Here is a 21,612-nt window from a genome sequence, read left to right on the forward strand (position 1 = left end):
AAAAATGAAAACGGAAGTTAAACCGCCGGAACGCCTGTTGCGACAAGCACAATATGAGCTACGATTGCCGCTCCATAATATGTCGCTGCAATAACAAGCACCGTAATGATAATGGCTCTCCAGCCCAATGCCTTAAATTCATCCCAGCTTTTACCCATACCAATACCGACATAAGCCAGAAATACCGTAACGATGGATAAAAGTTCAACCTGTGAAACGTAGTGAAGAACAAAATCGGATGTCGGCATTCCAGGAAATGCTAAAACAATTCCGATAATGCTTATATAAAGAATCGAGGATATGTTAAACGGAAGTTCCCTTTCCAGCCAAACGCCGATAAGAGTAATTAAAGACAAAATGCCCATACCGACCAGTGAACCGGCAATCGGGTGATGATAACCCAGATAATTTCCTATGACGGTGATAACTGAAAATATGATTAAAAGTATAATCCAGTTGATAATACCGTGAACAGAAACAGCTTCAGACCCGTCGATGAAATCAGGCATTTATTCATCCCCCTTATTCTTTTGAGCAATGGAATCTCTTCCAATCTTTGGCTCAAGCCAATAATATATCTTTTGAGTCAACGGGAGGGCGACAAAAATCACTATGTAAATACCGACACAGAATGAAAGCAGGTTACTGAATCCTGCAAATGCTTCAATGCTTGATTCCATTCCAGGAAACGCCGCTAAAGTCGGTCCGATAGCTGCAGCATTCATACTTGCACTTCCAACACCGCTTGCCATTGCAAATGCGTACGGATGCAGAGGCAGGAATGACAATGAGAATGTTACAAGGAAACTTATGAAAATAGTACCTATAACAGTACCGATAATGAATATTGCAAATACTCCTCTTGATTCCGGAGAATCGAAACCGTATTTGTCTACAACTACTGCCACGTTCGGTTCACGACCAATGGAATTTGTCATACCAATAGCTTCTTCCTTAAATCCTAAAAGCAATGCTATAGGAAGCACCAGGATGGTTGCCAAATGCCCCAATTCCTGCAATATCAATGCCGGACCCATTTCAAATATCAGATGTATTGACTGGCCACTTGAAATAGCCAGTTTTGCAATCAAAACACCGATGAAAAGCATCATGGCTCCTTCGGCAATACGGGCCTGCTTTCTTTGAATCCATTTGATAGGCTTTAACAAATAAAATGCCAATCCTAAAATAATCGTGTAAATCAAAGGCATTATGGTTATGGCAACGTCTTTGGTTATCGGGATAGTAATGGTTCCAATTAATTCGGCTATGACTACCAATACAAGTACAGTCAAATGTAACCTGTAATCTCTCCAAGGATTCTTCCTTAAAATCCTTTTATCAGTTTTTTCACGATAAATGTGCTCAACATGACCATCATTACCCTTATTTGGAATAAAAACCCACTCCCCGAATTAAATGAAAATATGCATTTCTATACGTATAATACTATTTTCCTTAAACCTATTATTTAAATCATTAACATTTAAATCTCAAAAATTCACATTATGAGAACAAAATTAATTAAAAAATTTCATTAAACAGGAACAAAATAGCTACAAATCCATCCTGCAGAGGGGCTTGGACAAGTGCCTTCGAGCACTTACGGGGGTTTCATAAAACCTGAAATTTTCTAAAAAACGAGAAATCTTAACCGGGACCTTTTGGGAGGATTCAATGCGATTTCCACATTTTTTGCACTTAAAACCCTTGTTTTTTCCGGCAGAAGTCATTCTTTTACCGCATTCACAAACGGGATTTTTGTATTCGACATCATTCAACTCAATAACCTGGAATTTTTCAATGTTGAATGTTTTTTGCTCACCAATACCACCATAGAGTTTAATTATATCCCCTTTTCGCAGATGGGAAACCGTCTTTCTGAAATTCTTTGTCGGTTCATAGGCTCCGCATTCGATTTCACCACTTTCGTCAAAAACCTTAAAGAACATGTGCCCGCCGTCAATGATGTGGGGAGCGTCCTTAACTGTTGCGGTTATCTCATAGCATCCGTACTGCTTCATCTGTGAAATGCTTTCGGCCTTTTGGATATGCATGTCCGTGTGCTGATTGGTTAGGAAAATGCAGCTGTCTTCGATTGGTTCTAAGACTTTTACCATCCTTTGAGCCTCAATTAACGCATCAGCGTTATTTGATCTGATTCCGTACAAGACAGGACACGGCGTTTTGGGTTCGATTGCAATGTAGCCCTCATCATAGTCAATGTTTTCAAAGGTATCCGGAAAAGTCTTTTTATCCATTTCATAAACGGAATCATAGTCGATTTGGCGTTTCGTACCATAATTTTCAGGTATCCTGTAGGCTAGAAGCTCATAAGTATAATCCTTTAAAGGCAGACTGATGGCCGCAATTGATCCGATGATTCCCCTTCCCTTCTTGAACTTATGGATTTCACAACCTACGGATTTTCCAAATTCCTCGGCCTCTTCGATTGTTATGAATGAATAGATTGCCCTGAAAGCGTAATCCTCCATTTGCCTGGTGATTTCTCCATCGTAAAAAATCACGCCGGGGTTGGTATTGTCGCAGTCAAACATGGATAACCTTGATACCTCATCGAGAACAATTTGTTTAGCCAATTGGGCCTTTTCGTCATTTATGATTTTAAATGATACTCCTCCGTTGCCTCTGGTTTTAAAACGGGCAAAAGGGTTTAACCTGATTAATCTGGGATAACCTACAATATCTATTCCGTTATCCTTCAGTTTGGCGATGATGTGGCAGGCCAGATAGGTCGTGCACATGCCGTCGGGAGAATCCGTATCGTCAATTCCAACATATAAATAGCTAATCATAATCACCTTAACATTATTATACTTTGAAGTAATATATAATTTTTTAAGCAAAAATTAGTGGTTGTAATTGACATGTTGACTAGAAACAGAATGCTTCAGGAAATTGAAAAATTGCTGATATCAGAGGGTTATAAGACTTCTGACATTTATGATCAGGGCTCTTTTGATATTGTAGCCCGTAAAAACCTATTGATTTTGCTTTTAAAAACTTTCATTAATATTGACAGCGTTAATGAGAATAATGCCCGTGAAATGAAGCAGCTGGCCAACATATTTTTAGCATCCCCCATAATAATCGGGGCAAAGTCCAGAAACGGCCTTCTGGAGGAAGGAGTGATTTACGAGAGGTATGACATTCCAACAATCGGCTTTGAAACCCTGAAAAACATGATAGTCTATAACGAATATCCCGAAATACTGGCCGACAGGGGAGGATATTTCGTTAAAATTGACGGAAATGTCATCAAACAGTACAGGGAAGACTATTCACTTTCACTTAAGGATCTTGCTGATTTGGCTCATGTTTCAAGGGCGACAATGTATAAATATGAAAACGAGATTGTCCGGGCCAATGCCGAAACCGCAATGATTCTCGAAGAGATTTTAAATACTAAAGTTACATTGGACATCGACATACTGAAATACAACCAGGAAGAGCATATTCAGTATCATGCTACCGGAGAAGGAGCAGAAGATTTATCCAAGCTCGGATACGGAGTAATATCCACAAGCAAAAGTCCTTTCGATGCCGTTGCAAAGGATGACAGTTCATCATTAATAGCCAACGTTGAAAAGAACAGAAGCCATAAGACATTAAAGAGAATGGCAATACCCCTTAAGGATTTGTCCATGATTACATCCTCAGAACCCGTGTTCATCATCAACAACGACCAGATTAAAGAATCCCTCGGAACGATTCCCGTAATCAAATCATGGGAACTGAAGGAATTTGAACGCTCACAAGAATTATTGAAACTGATTAGAGAAAGAAAAGAAAACTAGTGATAATATGGAAGATTTAAGAATTCCCGATATGGAAAATTACCCAATCAAGTGGGTCTGTAATTTTAGAGGTCAAAAAGCAATCGGAATATGTGGATATTCACAAAAAATAGCTATGTTTGCATCCGACGAACGTGTTTCAAAAATCCTGGAAGACATTGTAATCGGAACACATGAGGATTTGGAAGGCTACGGATGTGAAGAAAAGGACAGATGCTGCAATTTCGACTGCAAGTTCTGTGAAATTACTCCAAGACAATATTTGCAGATTACCGGCAAAAAGCCGTCCAATAAAAATGTAAAGGAATTAAATGAAGGACTGGAAAGCCTTAACGCCGAATTTGAAATGATGAATATCGTTCCTTTCGAGGAATATGAAATAATTAAATTCTAAAAGCTTTTCAAAACTTCCATATCTTCTTTTATTTCATCTTCACTTGCCACACCAAAAGTTATCAAATCAACGAAATCCAGGTTGCTGAGGAAAGTGAATGCTTCCTTGGGAGTCTGAATGCCTACGCTGAAAATGCGACAGGCTATTATCCTTTTGTTCAAATCCAGTATTTTTTCTCTGAATTCCTCACGCTGAGCCTTTAAAAAAGAAGAAGTATCCATCATATAGGCAAAGCTGTTCAATGGAATCATGTAAAAGTCAAACAAGTCCATATCAATATTATCATTTAGCAAATCAGTTGTACGATAAGGATATGCCGTTACAATACCGGATAATGCTCCCGAATCGTTGATGTTTTCTAAAATTTTAGAAGTCAGGCTCCATTTATATGCGTCAGTTATGAATTCATCAACGAGCATGATTGGAGTGTCGTAGGCTGAAAACAGCTCTATATCGTCCTGCCAGTCAACGTCACAGGCCACTTCATAGTTTGGGTTCATGTAATCGACATCTGATTTACCGATAGTGGCTATTACCTTCATATCACAGCCGTTTTCACAGGCCAAGTCGAATCCCTTAAGGAGATTTTCGTTATTGACAAGGTTGATTGCTTTTACACCACAGTCATAAGCTTTCAAAATAACGTCGGCAATCCTTTCGGGCTGCGAATATAAATCAAGCTGATATAATCTTGCCCGGTGACCGAAATATGGTTCGGCCATAAAGGGACCGTAACCCAAAACCGTCTCGGGAACTGATTTTCCTTTAAAATTAAGATTTTCTAAAAAAATATTAATCGCCTTTAAATCTATTCTCTTTCAACAACAACCGCAGTGCCGTAGACTAAAATCTCCTGCATTACATCAGAGATTTCATTTGAATCAAACCTGATGGCAATAATGCCGTTAGCACCCAATTCTTTTGCATGATCGATTGCTCTTGCCATTGCTTCTTCCCTTGATTCTTCCATCATTGTGACATATTGAGTGATTTCACCGCCGAAAAGAGATTTTATGCCCGCACCGATTTGTCCACCGGCACCTCTGCTTCTTACGGTTAAACCCCATATGAATCCTTTTGTTTCGACAGTTCTGAATCCAGGAATTTCATTTGCACTTGATATTGGAAATTCTTCTACTGAAACCATAATTTTCACCTTTTTTATATGTTATAATTATAGTTTTAAATACAAGGAACTATATATATTTAATTAATATTTATGATAGATATTTTAAAAATTAAAGATATGGTGAAATAATGAAAGTACTCGTTGCAGATGCAATAAATGAGAAAGGAATAGAAAATTTAAAGGAAGTAGCTGAAGTTACTGTCGATACCAGCATTACTCCCGAAGAATTGATTAATACAATCCATGAATATCATGGAATTATCGTGAGAAGCAGGACAAAAGTAACTAAAGAAGTTATTGATAAAGCGGACAATTTAAAAATAATCGCAAGAGCAGGCGTCGGTGTAGACAACATCGATTTGGATGCCGCTACCGAAAAGGGAATCATGGTCGTCAATTCACCTGAATCAACTTCCATTACCGTAGCGGAACACACCATGGGATTATTATTAAGCATGGCGCGTAAATTGTCAATTGCCGATAAATCCGTAAAGGAAGGAAACTGGGAAAAGAAAAAATTCATGGGTGTTGAACTCAGAAACAAGACTCTCGGTGTAATCGGAATGGGTAGAATCGGTTCCCAGGTAGTCAACAGATGCAAATCATTTGAAATGGATGCCGTAGCATACGATCCGTACCTTCCGGAAGAAGTGGCTACCCAAATGGGAGTTGAACTAACCGATTTAGAAACTGTTCTCAAAAAGGCAGACTTCATCACAATCCACGTTCCGTTAACTCCAGAAACCAAACATTTAATCTCATATGATGAATTTGAAACCATGAAAGATACAGTATTCATTACAAACTGTGCCCGTGGTGGAATCATTGATGAAGAAGCATTATATGACGCTTTGAAAAACGACAAAATCGGCGGAGCCGCATTGGACGTATATGAAGAAGAGCCACCTGCAAAAGATTCAAAATTATTCGAACTTGACAATATCGTATTAACTCCACACATTGCAGCTTCAACCAAAGAAGCACAAAGGGATGCTGCAATTATCGTGGCGGATGAAATCATTGATTTATTCAAAGGCGGAACACCTAAAAACGTTTTAAACATGCCAAGAATCGACAACAATACTTATCAGGAATTGTCCCCGTACTTTGAAATCTGTGAAAAATTAGGAAGTTTCATTTCACAGGCCGTAAACGGCAAAATCAAAGATTTGGAAATCGTTTACAGCGGTGAACTTGCAAAAATCGACAATCTTGAAATATTGACAAGAACCGTTATTCAGGGTGCCGTCAATCCGTTCTTAAGCTCACCTGTAAATGCAGTTAATGCCGCACTTGTCGCTAAAGACCGTGGAATCAACATAACCGAAGGAAGAAAAACCAACGCCAAAGGTTATGAGTCATTAATCAGAGTAAAAGCAAAAAGCAATGATGACGAGTTCTCCGCTGAAGGAACAACCCTCCACGAAGCAAGAATATTAAAAGTTAACGACTATTGGGTAGACGTCATTCCTGAAGGACACATGTTCATTGCAAAATATGAAGACGTTCCGGGCAGTATCGGTGCAATCGGCACCAAACTCGGTGAATACGGCGTTAACATCGGAATCATGCAAGTCGGAAGGGATGAAAAAGGTGGAAGAGCTATCATGATTTTAACCTTGGACAAAGAAATCCCAACTGATGTAATCAAAGAAATCCAAGCTTTAAACAATGTCTACGAAGCTATCGGATTAGAATTATAAAAAACAATTTCACCATATTGTTTTTTATTTTTTCATTTTTTTATAACCATCAAAAAAAGCTATTTTCTGTGAATCTTTTTTATATTACCGTTTTCGTCCAGCTCTATTTTTAATACACTGCCTTTGGAAAGTATAATCGGCTCCTGAGATGTATTTGAGATAATCTTAATGGCATCTTGCTGTCTTTGACGCATTTCATATTCCTCATAGGCTGTGTTCGGGGTGTCATCGAAGTTTGCATCCTCATCAAAAAAGCCAGGCTTTATAACTTCACCTTCCTTTAAAACATCGCTTTCGTCAAAGAAATCATCTTCCTCATAATCAAACATGTCGCTGTAATCACCTACAGTGTATTTGCACGGATTGCCGTATTTGTCATATGCCTTGAAGGTTTCATAGCTATATGGCAGGCACACTATCATGTGAAAAACGCCGTATTTGGAAAATGTCTTCAAATCGGCACCGGAAGGCTGTGCGCTCGGTCCGGGATGTGAGTGAACGGATCCCCAATATTTGATGGTTGGAGGAAACAAGTCCGTTCGAAGAACAGCACCTGTAGTGCCCGTTTCGCCGGGAATGAATATGAGACTGGTTAAATAAAGCTTTTTATCCTTGATTTCACCATCAAAAAATGCCAGAAATTCATTCGGATAAGATTTTTTTGCAAAATAGATGACTGCATTTAAAACCTCTTCATCCACGCAAACCTCTTCGTACTCCTCTTCGTCACTGCTGAATATTCTTGATAAAAAACTCATAATAAACCTCCGAAAAACTTTTTTGAAAAAATTGGAAGCTCACAGTCCACATGAATGTAGCTGCGATAGGAAACCTGTTCCTTTGATTCCTTTTTATTGAAGCCAACAACTTTTTTGTTTTTTCTGTAAACACCTATTCCGCGCTTTTTCCACGTTTCAACGTCATTAAGGTTAATTCCGTTTTGGAATAACATTTCATGAATATCGGACAGGTTCAATCCGTTAATCTTTTCATTAGCTATGTCTGATGAATATTTGGACTTTAAAAAATGTATTCCATAGCCGTTTATGCAGTTTCTCCATGCTTCATCCTGTCTCCACTTGAAGTAATCATAAACATCATCGTCATTGATTGGAATTATTCTTGAATCAAAGGCAACGGGCTTTGGAAATTCACGATTATAGTTAATTGTAAATGATGATGAGGTAAAACTGGCCATTACTGAGTTGATCTTTTCAATTCGTCCGTTAAATGGTATCTTGTCTAAAAGGATGCTGATTTCATCTGAAAATGTATAAATGAAGATTGGAGAAAACTCTTCAAACAAATCCCTGCAGACATTAACGATTACCTTATAAAAATTATCGTCATAGGGCTTTGTAAGCCCCATGCTTCGGGCAAATGAATGGAAACTCCTTCCGTCCAATCTGACAATGATTTTAGAGTTAACAGGAACCCTCAAATCAGAATAAACTTCATATTCTTTCATTTATAATCCTACAGTTATTGTGTCATTGAAACTTTTAAGCAATTTTATTGCAGAAATTGCAGCCAGCATACTGGTTTTCGGATTTGCGGCGCAAGGATGATTCATTGTGGTTGTCTTGAACTCGCCGAAGTCTCCTCTTGCAGTAATTTCGTGAACATTGCGGTCGACTTTAGGATCGACGATGATTTTAACATCAATATCGCGAGAACAGGCAAGACTGATAGTTGCGGCCACATTAATGTTTAACGGGAATTCCTTAACGGCCTGAGAAGCTTTTCCTTCAAATAAAACTTCTTCAGTATCTATATCTTTTCCTAATGATCTAGGGGATTTGCGGGTAACAAGAGTTATTTCCTTTAGACCAAAGTCTGCAACGGCCTTAATGCCGTCCAAACCTACAATGGCGCCTGAAGGCAGGTGAATGTGGGCATTGTTTTCACGGGCCAAATTTTCCATTTCAACGTAAAAGTCACGATCCATGAATGCACCGATGCTCATTACAATCATGTCAATTCCCTTTTCTAAAATGACAGGAGCCAATGATTTTACTGAAGCCGGTGAAGCGCATTCAACGACCAAATCAACATCATTCAGCATGTCATCAAGGTCAATTACGGCTACGCCACCAGCAAAAGATGCTAAGTTTTCAGCCCTTTCAATATCCTTATCGAAAAAGTATTTAATTTTAATTCCATTATTTTCAGGAACTATTCTGCTTGCAATAATGTTAGCGATAGCTCCGCATCCTATAATTCCTACATTCATTAAAATCACATTAAAAAAATATTGAATAATAAAAAAATAGTTGAAAGATTAAATTTAAATCTTTCAGTCAAAATTAGGTTTGTTTTCAAATTGTGGTTGAGTTTCAGGTATTTGAGATTGTTGAGGAGCTTGGCGTGGAGCAACAACTTCAGGAGCTGGAGGTTCAGGGTTGACTTTTTTAATATCCCTTGGGTTGATTAACATAATGTCCGCAATAGCCTGTACCTTATCAAAGTCAACAGTCAATAAATCATTTTTGTAAGCTCTTGTACCAATATTTTCTTCAGGAACTCCTTGGAAAGCACCTTTAATGTTATCTAAAAGCCCAACTTGTTTTCTTTCAGGCTCAACAGCTCTTACTTGTAATTTTGAAATAGTTCCTAATCTTATATTTAAAACGATGTCTTCAACTTGACCGACATAATGTCCTGTGTTTGTGTATATACTTAAATTACGTAAATTTGAAACTTCTACCATTTTAACACCACAAAGTAGTTTAACTAAATAATATGTATAATTGTATATTATTTGTTTATATAAATAGTTTGTGATTAATAACATTATTTTTAATTGAAAATAGCTAAAATAGAAAAATTTAGGCAAAAAAGTAATAATTAATAAAAAATTACTTAATAAACTTTGAGCAAAAATTATAGTAAGCATATTGAAAAGGAGATTAAAAATTGTGGGATACAACTAAAGATTATAGAATTTTAGTAGCGAATAAGGCAAGAGAAAACTATTTGAATCTGATTCCAACCGCCTCATTCAGGGGAAACTGGAACAAAAAACTTGCAATTGAAACAGGAAAACAAATGAACAGTGATTTTCAATCATTACTCTATTGCTATCTTGAAGGAGACGATCTTGTTAACTCACCTGACGTTGCCAGCCTAACCGAGAAAGCCGAAACGATTGTTGAATGCCTGGGCGGTGAAGGATGGACCAAAAGCTTCCTAAATGCAGCACCTAAAGAAGACCGTGAAAAAACCACCGAAAACATTGCTAAAGTGAGATTTTTCATTGATACTGTTTTGGGCCTTAAAGACCGTCTGGCACTAGGTCCCATCAATGACCCCATTATTGGAATTGACATCAGGGTTGGGGAAATAATGAGCGTTACAAAACACCCTAAAGCCGATTCATTAATGATTTGTAACGTTAACCTTGGCAAACGTGCAATAACCGTCGTTACCAATGATTTAAACGTTAAAGAAGGCTATCATGTTGGAGTTTCACTGCTGCCTCCGCAGACATTCATGGATACCGTCAGCGAAGGAATGTTTTTGGGAATGGGCGGAAGCATTTTAAAGGAAGTTGACGGGGAGCTTGGACAGATGCCAAAGGGAATTCCTATGGAATCCTTAAATGAAACCCGTAATTTAGTTGAAGCTTACCTCGAATAAGCTTCTAACTTCTCAAATTCAATCCTATTAATTTTGTTCGAGTCATTTCTTCAACTGCATATTTTATTCCTTCTTTTCCGCAGCCACTGTTTTTAAATCCGCCGAATGGCATGTTGTCGGTTCTGAATGTTGACTGTTTATTGATAAATACCGTTCCGGATTCTATTTCATTAGCGCATCTTAATGCATTTCTATAGTTTTGCGTAAACACTCCTGATTGAAGACCGTATTCTGTTGCATTGGCTATCTGAATGGCTTCTTCAACTGTTTTAACTTTAATTAATGGAGCTACAGGACCGAAAGTTTCATTAACAACCAGATCCATTTCCGGTGTGACATTATCAATGACTGTCGCTTCATAGAATGCATTATCCCTTTTTCCACCAATTAATATCTCTGCACCACCCTTAACTGCATTGTTAACTGTTTCTTCAACTTGTTTAGCTGCCTTTTCGCTGATTAACGTTCCAAGCTGCGTTGTTTTATCCATCGGATCGCCCATTTTGATTTTGGACGTTTCCTCAACAAGTTTATTTTTAAATTCCTCATATATGCCTTCCTGTACAATGATTCTCTTGACACCCATGCATACCTGACCCGCATTTAGATAAGCGCCGTTGATTACTCCCTTAACGGCCGCATCAACATCCGCATCATCCAAAACAATTAAAGGGTCATTTCCACCGAGTTCCAGCGTTACCTTTTTCATTCCTGCCCTTTGGGAAATTACAAGACCTGTCGTTACGCTTCCGGTAAAAGTTATCTTATCGATTTTTTCGGATGCAACTAAAGCATCACCGACTTCTGAGCCATATCCCGTTATCGTATTGATTACACCTGCTGGGAACTCCTCATTTACCAGTTCTGCAAATTTCATTACTGTTAACGGTGCGTCAGTCGGAGGCTTAATGATGACCGTGTTTTTGGCAGCGATTGCAGGCGCAATCTTGTGAATGGTTAGGTTTAAAGGATAATTGAATGGAGTTATTGCTGCCACGACACCTAAAGGGAGTTTCTGCGTAAAGGCAAAAAAGCCCTTTCCGTTCAAACCGGCATCCAATGGTACACTTTCACCATAAATTCTTTTAGCTTCCTCCGCTGCAAGCTTTAATGTTTCTATTGACCGGTCCAACTCAACATAAGATTCACTGATTGGCTTTCCAATCTCTTTCGTCAATAGCAGGGCAAAATCCTCACGGTTTTCCTTTAACTTTTCAACTACATTAAAAAGTTTGTTGGATATTTTAAAAGCAGACATTTCCTGCAGTGACGCTTTTGCATTATTTGCAGCTTCAATTGCATTATCAACATTATTCAAATGAGAAATAGGCACTGTATCAATTACTTCACCAGTATAGGGGTTTATGACATCACTTGTGTCCATATCGCTTACGTGTTCACCGTTAATCAACATTTCCATCTTATCACCTTATTTAATTATTTATATTGCTTTTAATAAAAATATTCATACATGCAAACAAACAGATTTGAAACCTTTCTTGATGCGATACTTGCAATTGTAATAACAGTATTAATTTTAAAGATATCCCAGCCTGCAGAGCCCACCTTATCTGCCGTTTGGGATATGAGAGTTTCTTATCTGGCTTATTTTATCAGTTTTCTAATAATTTTCAACGTTTGGTACAATAACCATAACCTATTCCAGAAAATAGATGAAATTGACAATACAGTGGTTTGGATATGTGGAGCCATGACCTTTTTTATTTCACTGATTCCCTATTTTACGATGTGGATTGCAAGAAACGTCTATTCAATTCCTGCCGAGACAATGTTTGGACTGATATTCGTAATCACCAATATCCTGCATATCCTATCAATCAAGGCAGTGCACAGAAGCAATCCATATAATGAATACCTCGAAGAATGCGACTGCAGTTTAATATGGCAAATATTACCAATAATAATCATTTTAATCGGATTTGTTCTAACCTATACGATTTATGTTCCCGGAATATACTTTTCATGTTTGATAGCTATTATAATATGGATATTCATCGGATGGAGGATTACCCATGGAAACTGAAAGATTTGAAGCATTAATTGATGCTATTTTAGCAATAATATTAACTATTATCGTTTTGGAAATTCCAATGGCTGAATTCGGAACATGGCAATCATTATGGGAAGTGCGCATGGACTTCATCATTTATGCTTTAAGCTTTTTAGTTATCTTTAATTTTTGGAATTACAACAATAACTTATTCAGCATTGTAAATAAGGTTGATGACAAGATTATCTGGTCAATGGGACTTTCATTATTCATATTGTCATTTCTTCCCTATTTGACAATATTCGTTGCCGAAAACTTTTATTCATTTGTTGCTCATGCGTTTTATGGCTTGGACTTTTTATTAACAGCAATCATATCCATATTAATTGCTCATGCCCTTAAAAATTCAGATAAAGGAAATATTGCTCTTCAGGTAGCCCTAAGAAGCAATAAACCTATATACTCAACGATAATATTAATGGCAATAGGCTACATTATCGGTTATTTCTTCTACCCACCTGCAATCTCCATATGCTGTCTGATTTCAATTCCTGTTCTCTGGATTGTTTCAAAAATACAGTTCATGTAAACAAATCGGAAATTTCTCCCAATTTTTCATTGAATTTGCTGACTTCTTTGGATTTTATTTCTCCGCTTAAGTCATTAACGTAATTTCTATACATGAAAACTGCCAATAAAACAACGACAATAATTCCTCCAAAGAGTAAAATAAATTCTGCTGATGCTTGACCACTTTCATCCATATTTTATCACCGCCTATTATTATAAACACTAGATCATATAAGTTTTTTGTTGCTTCTGAGGTCAATTTCACATTCTAAGGTCAATATTGCCCCGAGAGTAGAATCTAACCCATCAGAAGTGCGCCTGCAAAGTTTGAAATAAAATAAAATATCCCATATGAAACGCATAAAATCGGAACCGAGAACTTGATTCCCTTTTTATAGCTGCCGTACATTATAACGCTTATTATCAGCCCGATGAGGAACGAATGAATCAGCAAATAGAACTGACCTGCAAGAGGCGCAACCAATACCAGATTCGTTACCTGGCCGAAACTCTGCATGAACTGTGAATAGACGCTCACCATTCCCAATGCAAAAGGCGTTGCAATGACCGCCGATATTATCAGAAACATTACAGCCATCATGACGGAGGATTTCCTCTCCTGCTTGATTGCAAGCAAATCCCTTAAATCATTTGACACGTTCATTATGACGTCAGCCATGCTTGATCCGCTTTTACGGCCGTCAAGTATGATTATGAAAATCCTTTCAAGCTCCCTTGACTTTAACCGCTTGCTCATTGCTATCCACGCCTCATCAAAATTCCTTCCCATGCGAATTTCCAAAATTGTCCTTCGCATTTCATCGTATAGGGGCCCCTGACCATATTTGGACATGTCTTCCATTGCGTTTTCAAAGCTGAGACCGACCTTCAGCATGCTTGAAAGCTGTCTTAGGAAATCCGGTGCTGATTTTTCGATTTCGGCAGCATTTTTTTCGGATTTTAATGAAACGTATGTGTAAAGTCCAGGAAAAACCAAAAAGGGGACAAACAATATTGAAGACGGCAAGTTCAAGAGAAATGAGAGACTTACTAGAATAATTTCAGTAACTAGAATAAAAATTATTAATCCGACTAAAAATTCCAAGGGGTTTATAAAAATTGAACCTCGAAGTAAAAATTCTTCAAATGATAATAAATACTTTTCAGGAATTTTATTTTCCAATACTTTTGATAATATGATAATGCTTTTTAATTTCATAGAGTTATTATTGGTTTCATACTATATAAAACCCTACTTATGAGTTAAATCAATTTTATCGAGTTTTTAGAATATTTCCTTTAATGAGTATTGAAAATCTGCTTGGGAACCACATGTCAGCGAACATCATAATTAATATATGAAGGAATTTGCATGAAATACTAAAACAAATAATAATAAACAACTCCAACTTCATAAACAACACAGCAACCGACGGCGGCGCAATCTATTGGGAAGGAACAAATGGAACAGAAAACAGCTGTAACTTCATCAACAATACTGCAGAATCTGATGGCGGTGCAATCTACTGGTTCGGTGCTAATGGTACTATTTCCGACAGTAATTTTATAAATAACAATGCCACTACAAATGGCGGTGCAATATACTTCAATGATGCTGCTAGTCCGAATAACTGTGCTTTAGTTAATAATATTGCGCCTACAGGCTCTGAAATTTACATATATACTGGTAACCCTAATTTAAATTATAACTGGTGGAGTTCAAACAATCCTAATTGGGTTAATCTAATTAATGGAAGTTATGTGCTATCCGTTTATGCTGTTTTAAATGTGACTGCTGAGCCTAGTGAAATTTTTACTAGTGAAAAATCCAATATTACAACTAAATTTGTTTGGAATGGTACAAATACTGATGCAACTAATTTATTGCCTAAAAGAAATGTTAAATTATCAAGCAATGGTACTTTAACTGAAACAGAAGGTGATGTTGGTTTAATTTCAGAATTCTCTGCCAGTACTGAAGGCAGTTATTTTGTAAATGCCACTGTCGATGATGAAACATATAATCCTACTTCTACTACAGTAAAGATTGAAGTTATGCCAAAATCCGACATAATTATTCTTGCAGACAATGTAACTAAGTATTATCATGGGCTTCAAAGGTTTGTTGTTACTGTTAGCAGCACTTATGGCATTCATATTGCGGGCATATCTGTTAATATTATTATAAATGGCATGACTTATACTCGTGTTACGGGGGGTAATGGTGCTACCAGCATTCCTCTTAATTTGAATAGTGGTGAATATGGCGTTACTGTTGTTGTTGAAAACAATACTGTAAATTCTGTCGTAACTATTTTATCAACTGTTAATGGTAGCGATATTGTAAAAATGTACAGAAACGGAACTCACTACTATGCTACCTTCCTTGACAGTCAAGGCAACTTCTTGGCTGACGGTACTGCTGTTAGATTCAACATCAATGGCGTGATGTATGACCGTAAAGTATCTGGCGGAAAAGGTCAGGCAAAATTAAACATTAACCTAGAAGAAGGTGAATACATAATCACTGCAATAAACCCTGAAACCGGAGAAAACACAGCAAATAACATTACTGTATTGTCTTTACTTACAGAAAACAAGGACATTACCAAATACTACAGAAATGCTTCACAATACACTGTTAAAGTGTTAGGTGAAAACGGCAATCCTGTCGGTGCGGGCAAAACAGTTAAATTCAACTCAATGGCGTAATCTATGAAAGAACAACCAATGAATCAGGTATTGCTAAGTTAAACATTAACTTGCAGCCGGGCGAGTATATCATAACCGCCGAATACAATGACTGCAGAGTGTCCAACAACATTAAGGTATTGCCTGTATTGACTGCTGAGAATCTGACCAAAAAGTACGGTGCAAAAGACCAATTTGTTGCCACGTTGCTTGATGGTCAGGGCAAAGCTTATGCAAATCAAACTGTTACGTTCAATGTTAATGGCATGTTCTACAATAAAGTAACTGACAGTTCCGGTCAGGCCAAGTTAAACATTAACCTAATGCCTGGCGAGTATATCATAACTTCAAGTTATAATGAAACAAACGTTGCAAATAAAATTACCGTTGAAAGTTGAGATTAATATTCTCAACTCATTTCTCTTTTTTTTAAATTAAAATATTAATCCGTTAAATCACTACTTCTTAAATTACTTCATTGTTTTTTCACCAAGTTCTTTTATTATTTAATGTATTCTTTCACAAATCAATTAGCATGTTCGGTGACATATGGAGGTTCTAACTAAATTTTACTCATTTAAAGGAAATATTCTAAAAACTCAGTAATGTTTACTTTTTGGAGTATTTCATCCGAGCAACATTAAAAACAATTACGATTATAAACAAAGTAACTCTCCAGTACCAGGCCACCGGAGCAAAAAGCAAGCAGTAAAGAAGGATTACGCCCACAATACCATGCGTTAAGAGATTTTTCCAGTCCGTCAAATAGGTTTTTAAAGCATCGATAATTTTCATTTTTTCTCCCTTTTTTAAATCAAAACTTTAAATCTGTCGGGATTTCAAATAAGCTCTCTGTTTTTGCAAGAATATCCACTAGCCTTTCATCCAAATCAGCATTATTATCCATATAATCGATTTCTCCGAATTCACTTCTAGGCTCAAAAATCAGATAATCTTTATCCAGACTAAATTCAACATCTGAATTTTCGTTATTTCTTCGAGCGTCAATCCTGATCCATTTGCCTTCAAAATAAACCGTATTTAATGCATGAATCATATGGCCCTGACTGTCATCCTCCGCCAATGTAAGCAACTGATAGCTAATGCCTGAGGGAATCTGATTTGCCCTTAGAAGCGCTGCAAGAAGACATGATTTTGTCCAGCAAATCCCAGTTTTATTTATTAAAGCCTCGCTGGCGTTTTTTGAAACCACATCTACCCCAATGTCCCATGAATGTGGAATCTCATCCCTGACAAAGATATAGCTTCTTTTGATGTAGTCCGCATCGTCGCTTGAGCAGTTCTTTAATTCCTGAACCTTTTCCTGAATAATAGAATTATTATAATCAATGCTTGGAGTTTCACTTAAAAATTCATTCATAAACATCACCTAAATTCATAATATTAACGGTAAATCACCGATTATTCTACCTCTTTTTTCAACAGCTATCGTATCTTCCAGCCTAACTCCGAATTCGCCTTCCAGATAGATTCCGGGCTCTACAGTAATGACCATTCCTTCCTCGATTACGGTATCATCCTTAAGAGAAAATCCTGGAGTTTCATGAATGTCAAGACCTAAACTGTGGCCTGTTGAGTGGATAAACCTATCGCCGTAGCCATATTCTTCAATGATATCTCTTGAAATCTTATCTATTTCACAGCACTTGAGGCCAGGCTTTATTGCGTTAATGGCCTTGTCATGAGATTCCTTAACGATATCGAAAATTTCATGTTCCTTTTCAGTATAGACAATCGTTCTTGTATTGTCAGAGCAATAGCCGTTGTATTTTGCTCCCCAATCAATCAGTATCGGAGTTTCCAATTCTTTAGGTTGCGGCACTGCATGGGGAAGGCTCGTATCGGATCCGCTCACGAGTATCGTGTCGAAGGATGCTCCTGAAGCGCCGTTTTCAATCATTAATTTAACCAAATCAAAGGCGAGAACATCTTCCGTTTCACTTCTTGAAGTTATATCCAATTGTTTAAAGGCGGTTTGAGCGATTTCTGTTGCCTTTTCAATGTTTCTGATTTCGTCAGGTTCTTTAATCATCCTTTCCTTTTCAATGTACTTTTTTGATTCGATTTTAAAATCGTCCCTGAGCTTTTCGTAAGTGCTGTAGACAAGACTCGGCTCGATTGCCAGATTTTTAATGCCATCCTCTTTGAGGTCATTAATCATGGTTTCAAATTTATCATATTGCTTTATTTCTATTGTCGAATCCCTCTTTGCTATTTCCATATCCATACTGGAAGCATAAATAATTGGATTTTCCTTTATAATGCAAAAAGCGAAACTGGTTGGCATGTAATTTGAAATGTATTTGATATTTGTAAATTGTGTTAATAAATAAGCTTGATTATCGTCTTTTTTCAAATCTTTTAAAATGTTTTCTATGTGCATAATTAAATATTTAGAAAAAACTTTTATATATAGAATTAGATATTTAAAAACCATGTTTAAATTTACAGCAAGCGAAATAAGAGATTTGATAATTGCATTCATTTTTATTTCACTGAGTTTTTCAATACTGTATTCCGGCCGAAATATGGCTGCTTTACAGCAGATATTTCCTGTCGTCATGATTGGATTAGGCTTAGGTTTCGTATTGCACGAACTGGGCCATAAATTCGCTTCAATGCATTACGGCTATTGGGCTGAATTCAAATTATGGCCTGCAGGACTGATACTGGCACTGGTTTCATCATTTTTCGGATTCGTCTTTGCGGCACCAGGTGCCGTTTATACCTATGCAGGATCATATCTGGATGAAAAGACCAATGGAGTAATCTCCATTGCCGGACCTGTCGTTAACATTGTCCTTGCACTGGTATTTTTAGCAATCGGAGTGGTAATTTATGACGCTGCCCATTATAACACTACAATGCAGTTCGTGTTCATGGTATGTTACCTTGGTTATTCAACAAACAGCTATCTGGCCGTTTTCAACATGATTCCAGTTTGGAATCTGGACGGATCCAAGGTGCTTAGATGGAACGTGCTGGTATGGATTGTTACAATAGGAATTGCAGGAATCATGACTTATCTGTCAATGACAATAGGCGCTGAAAACTTAGTTAGAATGATTTTAGGATATTAATATGACATCAAAGGAAATCAAATATTTTAAAGGAACCCACAGAATTATTCCTCCAAGCCAGACAATTGAAAATAATGAGGACAAATGCAAAATAGCAGGCATTACGAGGATTACCGAAATTACACATTTGGACAGAATCGGACTGCCTGTTTTTTCAGCCATCCGCCCAACATCACAGGACGGATCAATTAGTGTTTATGGGGGCAAGGGAATAAGCGTGGAACATGCAAAGGCATCAGCAATGATGGAAGGCTTTGAGAGATATTCCGCCGAAAAGCAGGATGAAAATACAGTTACTGGAACAATACCTGAGATTTCCAGTAAGGGCGATATTATTGATATTGAATCTTTAAACCTGCCCAAAGACTTCAACAAGTCAAATATGGAAAGCATCAATCTTGAATGGAATATTGCACATGATTTGATAAGCGGAAAAGACTATTACGTTGCCTCCAATGCGATTTATCATCCCTACGTTAATGAGGACAATTCAGTCTTCAGCTTATTTAAATCCAATACAAACGGTCTTGCTTCAGGAAACAGCCTTGAGGAAGCCATTTTGCATGGAATCTTTGAAGTCATTGAAAGGGATGCGTGGAGCATCTTCGAGCTGACCCACAAGAATTCAAAACAGATTGATTTAAAAAGCATTGAAAGTGAAACTGTTAATGAGGCGCTTTCAAAATTCAGCGAAAATGAAATAAACATCAAGTTAATGGATTTAACCGCAGACATTAACGTTCCAACGATAGCAGCATCCGCCGACGATACACTATTGAAGGATGCTGGGCTTTTGACACTTGGAATTGGAACGCATCTTGATCCTGAAGTGGCAATTCTGCGCGCATTGACTGAAGTGGCGCAAAGCAGGGCAACCCAAATTCATGGGGCTCGTGAAGATACTGTCAGGGCAGATTTTGCAAGAACCGCAGGTTATGAGCGCATGAAACGTATCAATAAGCATTACTTCCAGGAGGAAGACGTTAAAATCAGCTTAAGCGATATCGAAAACAGAAGCACGGATTCAATCACAAAAGACATCGATATCGTTTTGGATGAGCTGAAGGCAAATGAAATAGAGCATGTCCTATATTACGACCTGACCCGTCCCGAACTTAATGTAAATGTCGTGAGGGTCGTTATTCCTACAATGGAAGTTTTTTCAATTGATCCGAGCCGTGCAGGATACAGGTTTTTAAGAGTATGATTCTATGGTTAAGATTATAATATATGGTGGATTATCGCTTTCCTTTGATGAATCCAAAGAGATTCTGGACTCTCATGACGATGTTGAGGTAATATATGAAAGGCCAATCAAAAGGGGAGACTTGGGCCAGGCATTAAAGCAAAACCCAGACATTATAGGAATCATCGACGGCGTTTTTCACCAGAACTCATCAGTGGGACATAAGGAAATCCTTAACGTTATTGACAGAGGCATAACCGTTGTGGGATCATCCAGCATGGGCGCTTTAAGGGCATCCGAGCTCGATACTCTTGGAATGAAAGGCATCGGATACGTTTATGAACAGTATGCAACGGGAAAAGTCGCATCAGATGACGACGTTGCAGTAATGCTTGACAGCGCCACTTTAGAAAGCCTATCCGAACCATTAATTAACATGGATTACGTCTTTTCAAATGCTGTTGATGAGAATGTCATAACGCAAAAGCAAAGGGACGAATTAATACAGATTGCCAAATCCACTTTTTATCCTAAACGAAACTATGCCCAGACATTGAGCGAATCATCATTGGACGGGGATACGAAATCCCGACTCATCGATTTTATACGCACTTCCAAAGACATTAAAAAGGAAGATGCAAAAGCGCTTCTTGAATACATCGTCCAGTTGATTGAGTAAACACGAAAAATTTTTTTCGAAAATGCTTCATTTAATGTGGTGAATGTATATGTCGACAAATGATTTATCATATGCTGTCCACCATAATTAATTTAGTGAAAATAACGATTGATTAAAATGGATAGTGATTCCAACAATATTATTTAAATTAATCATTACATCATAAATATGCTCGAACAATCACGAGACAAAAAATAAGTAAATTAATTGAAAGTGAAAATGGACTTATCTGTTTTGCATTTCCCTGTACTTTTTCAAAACGATGTCTGGAGTTTCAATTGACTTATCGAAACTTTCACTGAAAGGAGTCTTTTCACCGGATTCCTTTGTTGAATTTCTAAGTCCCTTTAAAGATAGCTGTTTTCCTTCAATCTTAAATCCAACGCCATCCGCTTCTACTTCAATTAAATTGATTTCGATTTCGGAAGCTTCGCTTAATTTATCATCAGCTTTAACTTCGTATTTTAAATTTAAAATTTTATGAGGAGTTAGTTCATTAATAGTCCTTTTAATGACAGATTCAAATAATTCCAGGAACTTCTCCACCGGAGGCAGATCATTTGCCCACCAGTAAGCGAGAACGGAATTCAGGACGATATGATGTTCAACGTAATCGTCCCTCCATCGGGCCCTGACACCAACAGAACTGTCATCAACAATCTTAACAACTAATACTGGACTAACTGCCATC

27 protein-coding genes are annotated in these 21,612 nt (G+C 37.5%); 11 read left to right on the forward strand and 16 right to left on the reverse strand.

The annotated features are described in order from the left end of the window. Positions 1–17 precede the first annotated feature (17 nt). From F3G70_RS04760 to F3G70_RS04770, 3 genes are all read right to left on the reverse strand, one after another. Positions 18–509 carry a hypothetical protein gene (locus F3G70_RS04760; RefSeq protein ID WP_149731557.1) on the reverse strand — a complete coding sequence of 164 codons (492 nt, stop codon included), beginning with the start codon at positions 507–509 and terminating at the stop codon, positions 18–20. Beyond that, positions 510–1,397, reverse strand: a complete 888-nt coding sequence (locus F3G70_RS04765) for a DUF3100 domain-containing protein (protein WP_316502672.1) — start codon at positions 1,395–1,397, stop codon at positions 510–512. 159 nt (positions 1,398–1,556) lie between these two features. Continuing rightward, positions 1,557–2,822 (reverse strand): tRNA(Ile)(2)-agmatinylcytidine synthase, encoded by a 1,266-nt coding sequence (locus F3G70_RS04770; protein WP_149731559.1) that lies wholly within the window; start codon positions 2,820–2,822, stop codon positions 1,557–1,559. 66 nt (positions 2,823–2,888) lie between these two features. Here F3G70_RS04770 and F3G70_RS04775 point away from each other — a divergent pair, with 66 nt between their 5' ends. Together F3G70_RS04775 and F3G70_RS04780 are read left to right on the forward strand one after the other, a co-directional pair. Next, entirely contained in the window at positions 2,889–3,818 is a 930-nt protein-coding gene (locus F3G70_RS04775; RefSeq protein WP_149731560.1) for a transcriptional regulator, read from the forward strand. Between the two features lie 7 nt (positions 3,819–3,825). Beyond that, complete coding sequence (locus F3G70_RS04780; RefSeq protein WP_149731561.1) at positions 3,826–4,212, forward strand: hypothetical protein; 387 nt, start codon at positions 3,826–3,828, stop codon at positions 4,210–4,212. Here F3G70_RS04780 and F3G70_RS04785 read toward each other — a convergent pair. Both F3G70_RS04785 and F3G70_RS04790 read right to left on the reverse strand, forming a co-directional pair. Further along, positions 4,209–4,934, reverse strand: a complete 726-nt coding sequence (locus F3G70_RS04785; protein ID WP_149731562.1) for a hypothetical protein — start codon at positions 4,932–4,934, stop codon at positions 4,209–4,211. The genes F3G70_RS04780 and F3G70_RS04785 overlap by 4 nt on opposite strands. 86 nt (positions 4,935–5,020) lie before the next feature. Further along, positions 5,021–5,359 carry a heavy metal-binding domain-containing protein gene (locus tag F3G70_RS04790; protein ID WP_149731563.1) on the reverse strand — a complete coding sequence of 113 codons (339 nt, stop codon included), beginning with the start codon at positions 5,357–5,359 and terminating at the stop codon, positions 5,021–5,023. A gap of 110 nt (positions 5,360–5,469) precedes the next feature. Here F3G70_RS04790 and serA point away from each other — a divergent pair, with 110 nt between their 5' ends. Next, entirely contained in the window at positions 5,470–7,044 is a 1,575-nt protein-coding gene (serA, locus tag F3G70_RS04795) for a phosphoglycerate dehydrogenase (RefSeq protein ID WP_149731564.1), read from the forward strand. Positions 7,045–7,103: 59 nt separating this feature from the next. On the opposite strand, the gene F3G70_RS04800 is transcribed toward serA, so the two are convergent. The 4 genes from F3G70_RS04800 to F3G70_RS04815 all read right to left on the reverse strand — a co-directional run bounded on the left by F3G70_RS04800 (position 7,104) and on the right by F3G70_RS04815 (position 9,754). Next, positions 7,104–7,802: a Mov34/MPN/PAD-1 family protein gene (locus F3G70_RS04800; RefSeq protein ID WP_149731565.1), complete on the reverse strand. Its 699-nt coding sequence runs from the start codon at positions 7,800–7,802 to the stop codon at positions 7,104–7,106. Further along, positions 7,799–8,512, reverse strand: coding sequence for a tRNA(His) guanylyltransferase Thg1 family protein (locus F3G70_RS04805; protein ID WP_149731566.1), 714 nt, complete (start codon positions 8,510–8,512; stop codon positions 7,799–7,801). Before F3G70_RS04805 ends, F3G70_RS04800 begins: the two co-directional genes overlap by 4 nt. Continuing rightward, entirely contained in the window at positions 8,513–9,277 is a 765-nt protein-coding gene (locus tag F3G70_RS04810; RefSeq protein ID WP_149731567.1) for an aspartate dehydrogenase, read from the reverse strand. 63 nt (positions 9,278–9,340) lie between these two features. Then, positions 9,341–9,754, reverse strand: coding sequence for a PRC-barrel domain-containing protein (locus F3G70_RS04815; RefSeq protein ID WP_149731568.1), 414 nt, complete (start codon positions 9,752–9,754; stop codon positions 9,341–9,343). A gap of 206 nt (positions 9,755–9,960) precedes the next feature. On the opposite strand from F3G70_RS04815, the gene F3G70_RS04820 reads away from it, so the two are divergent. After that, positions 9,961–10,683, forward strand: a complete 723-nt coding sequence (locus F3G70_RS04820) for a tRNA-binding protein (protein WP_149731569.1) — start codon at positions 9,961–9,963, stop codon at positions 10,681–10,683. Between the two features lie 4 nt (positions 10,684–10,687). On the opposite strand, the gene F3G70_RS04825 is transcribed toward F3G70_RS04820, so the two are convergent. Beyond that, positions 10,688–12,103 (reverse strand): lactaldehyde dehydrogenase, encoded by a 1,416-nt coding sequence (locus F3G70_RS04825; RefSeq protein WP_149731570.1) that lies wholly within the window; start codon positions 12,101–12,103, stop codon positions 10,688–10,690. Positions 12,104–12,154: 51 nt separating this feature from the next. Between F3G70_RS04825 and F3G70_RS04830 the strand changes: the two genes are divergently transcribed. Beyond that, entirely contained in the window at positions 12,155–12,727 is a 573-nt protein-coding gene (locus tag F3G70_RS04830; RefSeq protein ID WP_149731571.1) for a TMEM175 family protein, read from the forward strand. Next, complete coding sequence (locus tag F3G70_RS04835; RefSeq protein WP_149731572.1) at positions 12,717–13,283, forward strand: TMEM175 family protein; 567 nt, start codon at positions 12,717–12,719, stop codon at positions 13,281–13,283. Before F3G70_RS04830 ends, F3G70_RS04835 begins: the two co-directional genes overlap by 11 nt. Here the strand turns inward: F3G70_RS04835 and F3G70_RS04840 are convergent. Further along, a complete protein-coding gene (locus F3G70_RS04840; RefSeq protein ID WP_149731573.1) occupies positions 13,276–13,458 on the reverse strand; it encodes a class III signal peptide-containing protein in 183 nt (60 codons plus the stop codon). The genes F3G70_RS04835 and F3G70_RS04840 overlap by 8 nt on opposite strands. 104 nt (positions 13,459–13,562) lie before the next feature. Then, positions 13,563–14,483, reverse strand: coding sequence for a type II secretion system F family protein (locus F3G70_RS04845; protein ID WP_149731574.1), 921 nt, complete (start codon positions 14,481–14,483; stop codon positions 13,563–13,565). A gap of 149 nt (positions 14,484–14,632) precedes the next feature. Between F3G70_RS04845 and F3G70_RS04850 the strand changes: the two genes are divergently transcribed. Continuing rightward, on the forward strand, positions 14,633–15,976 hold the full coding sequence (locus tag F3G70_RS04850; protein ID WP_149731575.1) for a hypothetical protein: 1,344 nt from the start codon (positions 14,633–14,635) through the stop codon (positions 15,974–15,976). Positions 15,977–16,026: 50 nt separating this feature from the next. After that, positions 16,027–16,353 (forward strand): hypothetical protein, encoded by a 327-nt coding sequence (locus tag F3G70_RS04855; RefSeq protein WP_149731576.1) that lies wholly within the window; start codon positions 16,027–16,029, stop codon positions 16,351–16,353. 211 nt (positions 16,354–16,564) lie between these two features. Here the strand turns inward: F3G70_RS04855 and F3G70_RS04860 are convergent, their stop codons facing one another. The 3 genes from F3G70_RS04860 to F3G70_RS04870 are packed head-to-tail and all read right to left on the reverse strand — an operon-like array spanning position 16,565 to position 18,359. Beyond that, positions 16,565–16,750 carry a hypothetical protein gene (locus tag F3G70_RS04860; RefSeq protein ID WP_149731577.1) on the reverse strand — a complete coding sequence of 62 codons (186 nt, stop codon included), beginning with the start codon at positions 16,748–16,750 and terminating at the stop codon, positions 16,565–16,567. Positions 16,751–16,769: 19 nt separating this feature from the next. Next, entirely contained in the window at positions 16,770–17,336 is a 567-nt protein-coding gene (locus F3G70_RS04865; protein ID WP_149731578.1) for a transglutaminase-like domain-containing protein, read from the reverse strand. A 15-nt stretch (positions 17,337–17,351) separates the two neighbouring features. Next, positions 17,352–18,359, reverse strand: a complete 1,008-nt coding sequence (locus tag F3G70_RS04870) for a M24 family metallopeptidase (RefSeq protein WP_149731579.1) — start codon at positions 18,357–18,359, stop codon at positions 17,352–17,354. Positions 18,360–18,411: 52 nt separating this feature from the next. Between F3G70_RS04870 and F3G70_RS04875 the strand changes: the two genes are divergently transcribed. Genes F3G70_RS04875 through F3G70_RS04885 form a run of 3 tightly spaced genes read left to right on the forward strand, consistent with a single transcriptional unit; the run spans position 18,412 to position 20,921 of the window. Continuing rightward, complete coding sequence (locus tag F3G70_RS04875) at positions 18,412–19,056, forward strand: site-2 protease family protein (RefSeq protein ID WP_149731580.1); 645 nt, start codon at positions 18,412–18,414, stop codon at positions 19,054–19,056. Between the two features lies 1 nt (position 19,057). After that, positions 19,058–20,263 carry a YcaO-related McrA-glycine thioamidation protein gene (locus F3G70_RS04880; protein ID WP_149731581.1) on the forward strand — a complete coding sequence of 402 codons (1,206 nt, stop codon included), beginning with the start codon at positions 19,058–19,060 and terminating at the stop codon, positions 20,261–20,263. 4 nt (positions 20,264–20,267) lie between these two features. Then, positions 20,268–20,921, forward strand: a complete 654-nt coding sequence (locus tag F3G70_RS04885; protein ID WP_149731582.1) for a TfuA-related McrA-glycine thioamidation protein — start codon at positions 20,268–20,270, stop codon at positions 20,919–20,921. A gap of 225 nt (positions 20,922–21,146) precedes the next feature. Here F3G70_RS04885 and F3G70_RS04890 read toward each other — a convergent pair whose 3' ends face one another. Next, complete coding sequence (locus F3G70_RS04890; RefSeq protein ID WP_149731583.1) at positions 21,147–21,611, reverse strand: hypothetical protein; 465 nt, start codon at positions 21,609–21,611, stop codon at positions 21,147–21,149. Position 21,612: the final 1 nt, after the last annotated feature.

The sequence above is a fragment of the Methanobrevibacter millerae genome, assembly GCF_900103415.1.
GTDB lineage: Archaea > Methanobacteriota > Methanobacteria > Methanobacteriales > Methanobacteriaceae > Methanocatella > Methanocatella millerae.

Coding starts and splice junctions, on each gene's coding strand:
- F3G70_RS04790 (WP_149731563.1), bottom strand. CDS start 5,359: ATGGTTTCAGTAGAAGAATTTCCAATATCAAGTGCAAATGAAATTCCT.
- F3G70_RS04805 (WP_149731566.1), bottom strand. CDS start 8,512: ATGAAAGAATATGAAGTTTATTCTGATTTGAGGGTTCCTGTTAACTCT.
- F3G70_RS04880 (WP_149731581.1), top strand. CDS start 19,058: ATGACATCAAAGGAAATCAAATATTTTAAAGGAACCCACAGAATTATT.
- F3G70_RS04830 (WP_149731571.1), top strand. CDS start 12,155: ATGCAAACAAACAGATTTGAAACCTTTCTTGATGCGATACTTGCAATT.
- F3G70_RS04885 (WP_149731582.1), top strand. CDS start 20,268: ATGGTTAAGATTATAATATATGGTGGATTATCGCTTTCCTTTGATGAA.
- F3G70_RS04810 (WP_149731567.1), bottom strand. CDS start 9,277: ATGAATGTAGGAATTATAGGATGCGGAGCTATCGCTAACATTATTGCA.
- F3G70_RS04890 (WP_149731583.1), bottom strand. CDS start 21,611: ATGGCAGTTAGTCCAGTATTAGTTGTTAAGATTGTTGATGACAGTTCT.
- F3G70_RS04875 (WP_149731580.1), top strand. CDS start 18,412: ATGTTTAAATTTACAGCAAGCGAAATAAGAGATTTGATAATTGCATTC.
- F3G70_RS04780 (WP_149731561.1), top strand. CDS start 3,826: ATGGAAGATTTAAGAATTCCCGATATGGAAAATTACCCAATCAAGTGG.
- F3G70_RS04870 (WP_149731579.1), bottom strand. CDS start 18,359: ATGCACATAGAAAACATTTTAAAAGATTTGAAAAAAGACGATAATCAA.
- F3G70_RS04865 (WP_149731578.1), bottom strand. CDS start 17,336: ATGAATGAATTTTTAAGTGAAACTCCAAGCATTGATTATAATAATTCT.
- F3G70_RS04785 (WP_149731562.1), bottom strand. CDS start 4,934: ATGGCCGAACCATATTTCGGTCACCGGGCAAGATTATATCAGCTTGAT.
- F3G70_RS04840 (WP_149731573.1), bottom strand. CDS start 13,458: ATGGATGAAAGTGGTCAAGCATCAGCAGAATTTATTTTACTCTTTGGA.
- F3G70_RS04760 (WP_149731557.1), bottom strand. CDS start 509: ATGCCTGATTTCATCGACGGGTCTGAAGCTGTTTCTGTTCACGGTATT.
- F3G70_RS04815 (WP_149731568.1), bottom strand. CDS start 9,754: ATGGTAGAAGTTTCAAATTTACGTAATTTAAGTATATACACAAACACA.
- F3G70_RS04800 (WP_149731565.1), bottom strand. CDS start 7,802: ATGAGTTTTTTATCAAGAATATTCAGCAGTGACGAAGAGGAGTACGAA.
- F3G70_RS04860 (WP_149731577.1), bottom strand. CDS start 16,750: ATGAAAATTATCGATGCTTTAAAAACCTATTTGACGGACTGGAAAAAT.
- F3G70_RS04825 (WP_149731570.1), bottom strand. CDS start 12,103: ATGGAAATGTTGATTAACGGTGAACACGTAAGCGATATGGACACAAGT.
- F3G70_RS04845 (WP_149731574.1), bottom strand. CDS start 14,483: ATGAAATTAAAAAGCATTATCATATTATCAAAAGTATTGGAAAATAAA.
- F3G70_RS04835 (WP_149731572.1), top strand. CDS start 12,717: ATGGAAACTGAAAGATTTGAAGCATTAATTGATGCTATTTTAGCAATA.
- F3G70_RS04775 (WP_149731560.1), top strand. CDS start 2,889: ATGTTGACTAGAAACAGAATGCTTCAGGAAATTGAAAAATTGCTGATA.
- serA (WP_149731564.1), top strand. CDS start 5,470: ATGAAAGTACTCGTTGCAGATGCAATAAATGAGAAAGGAATAGAAAAT.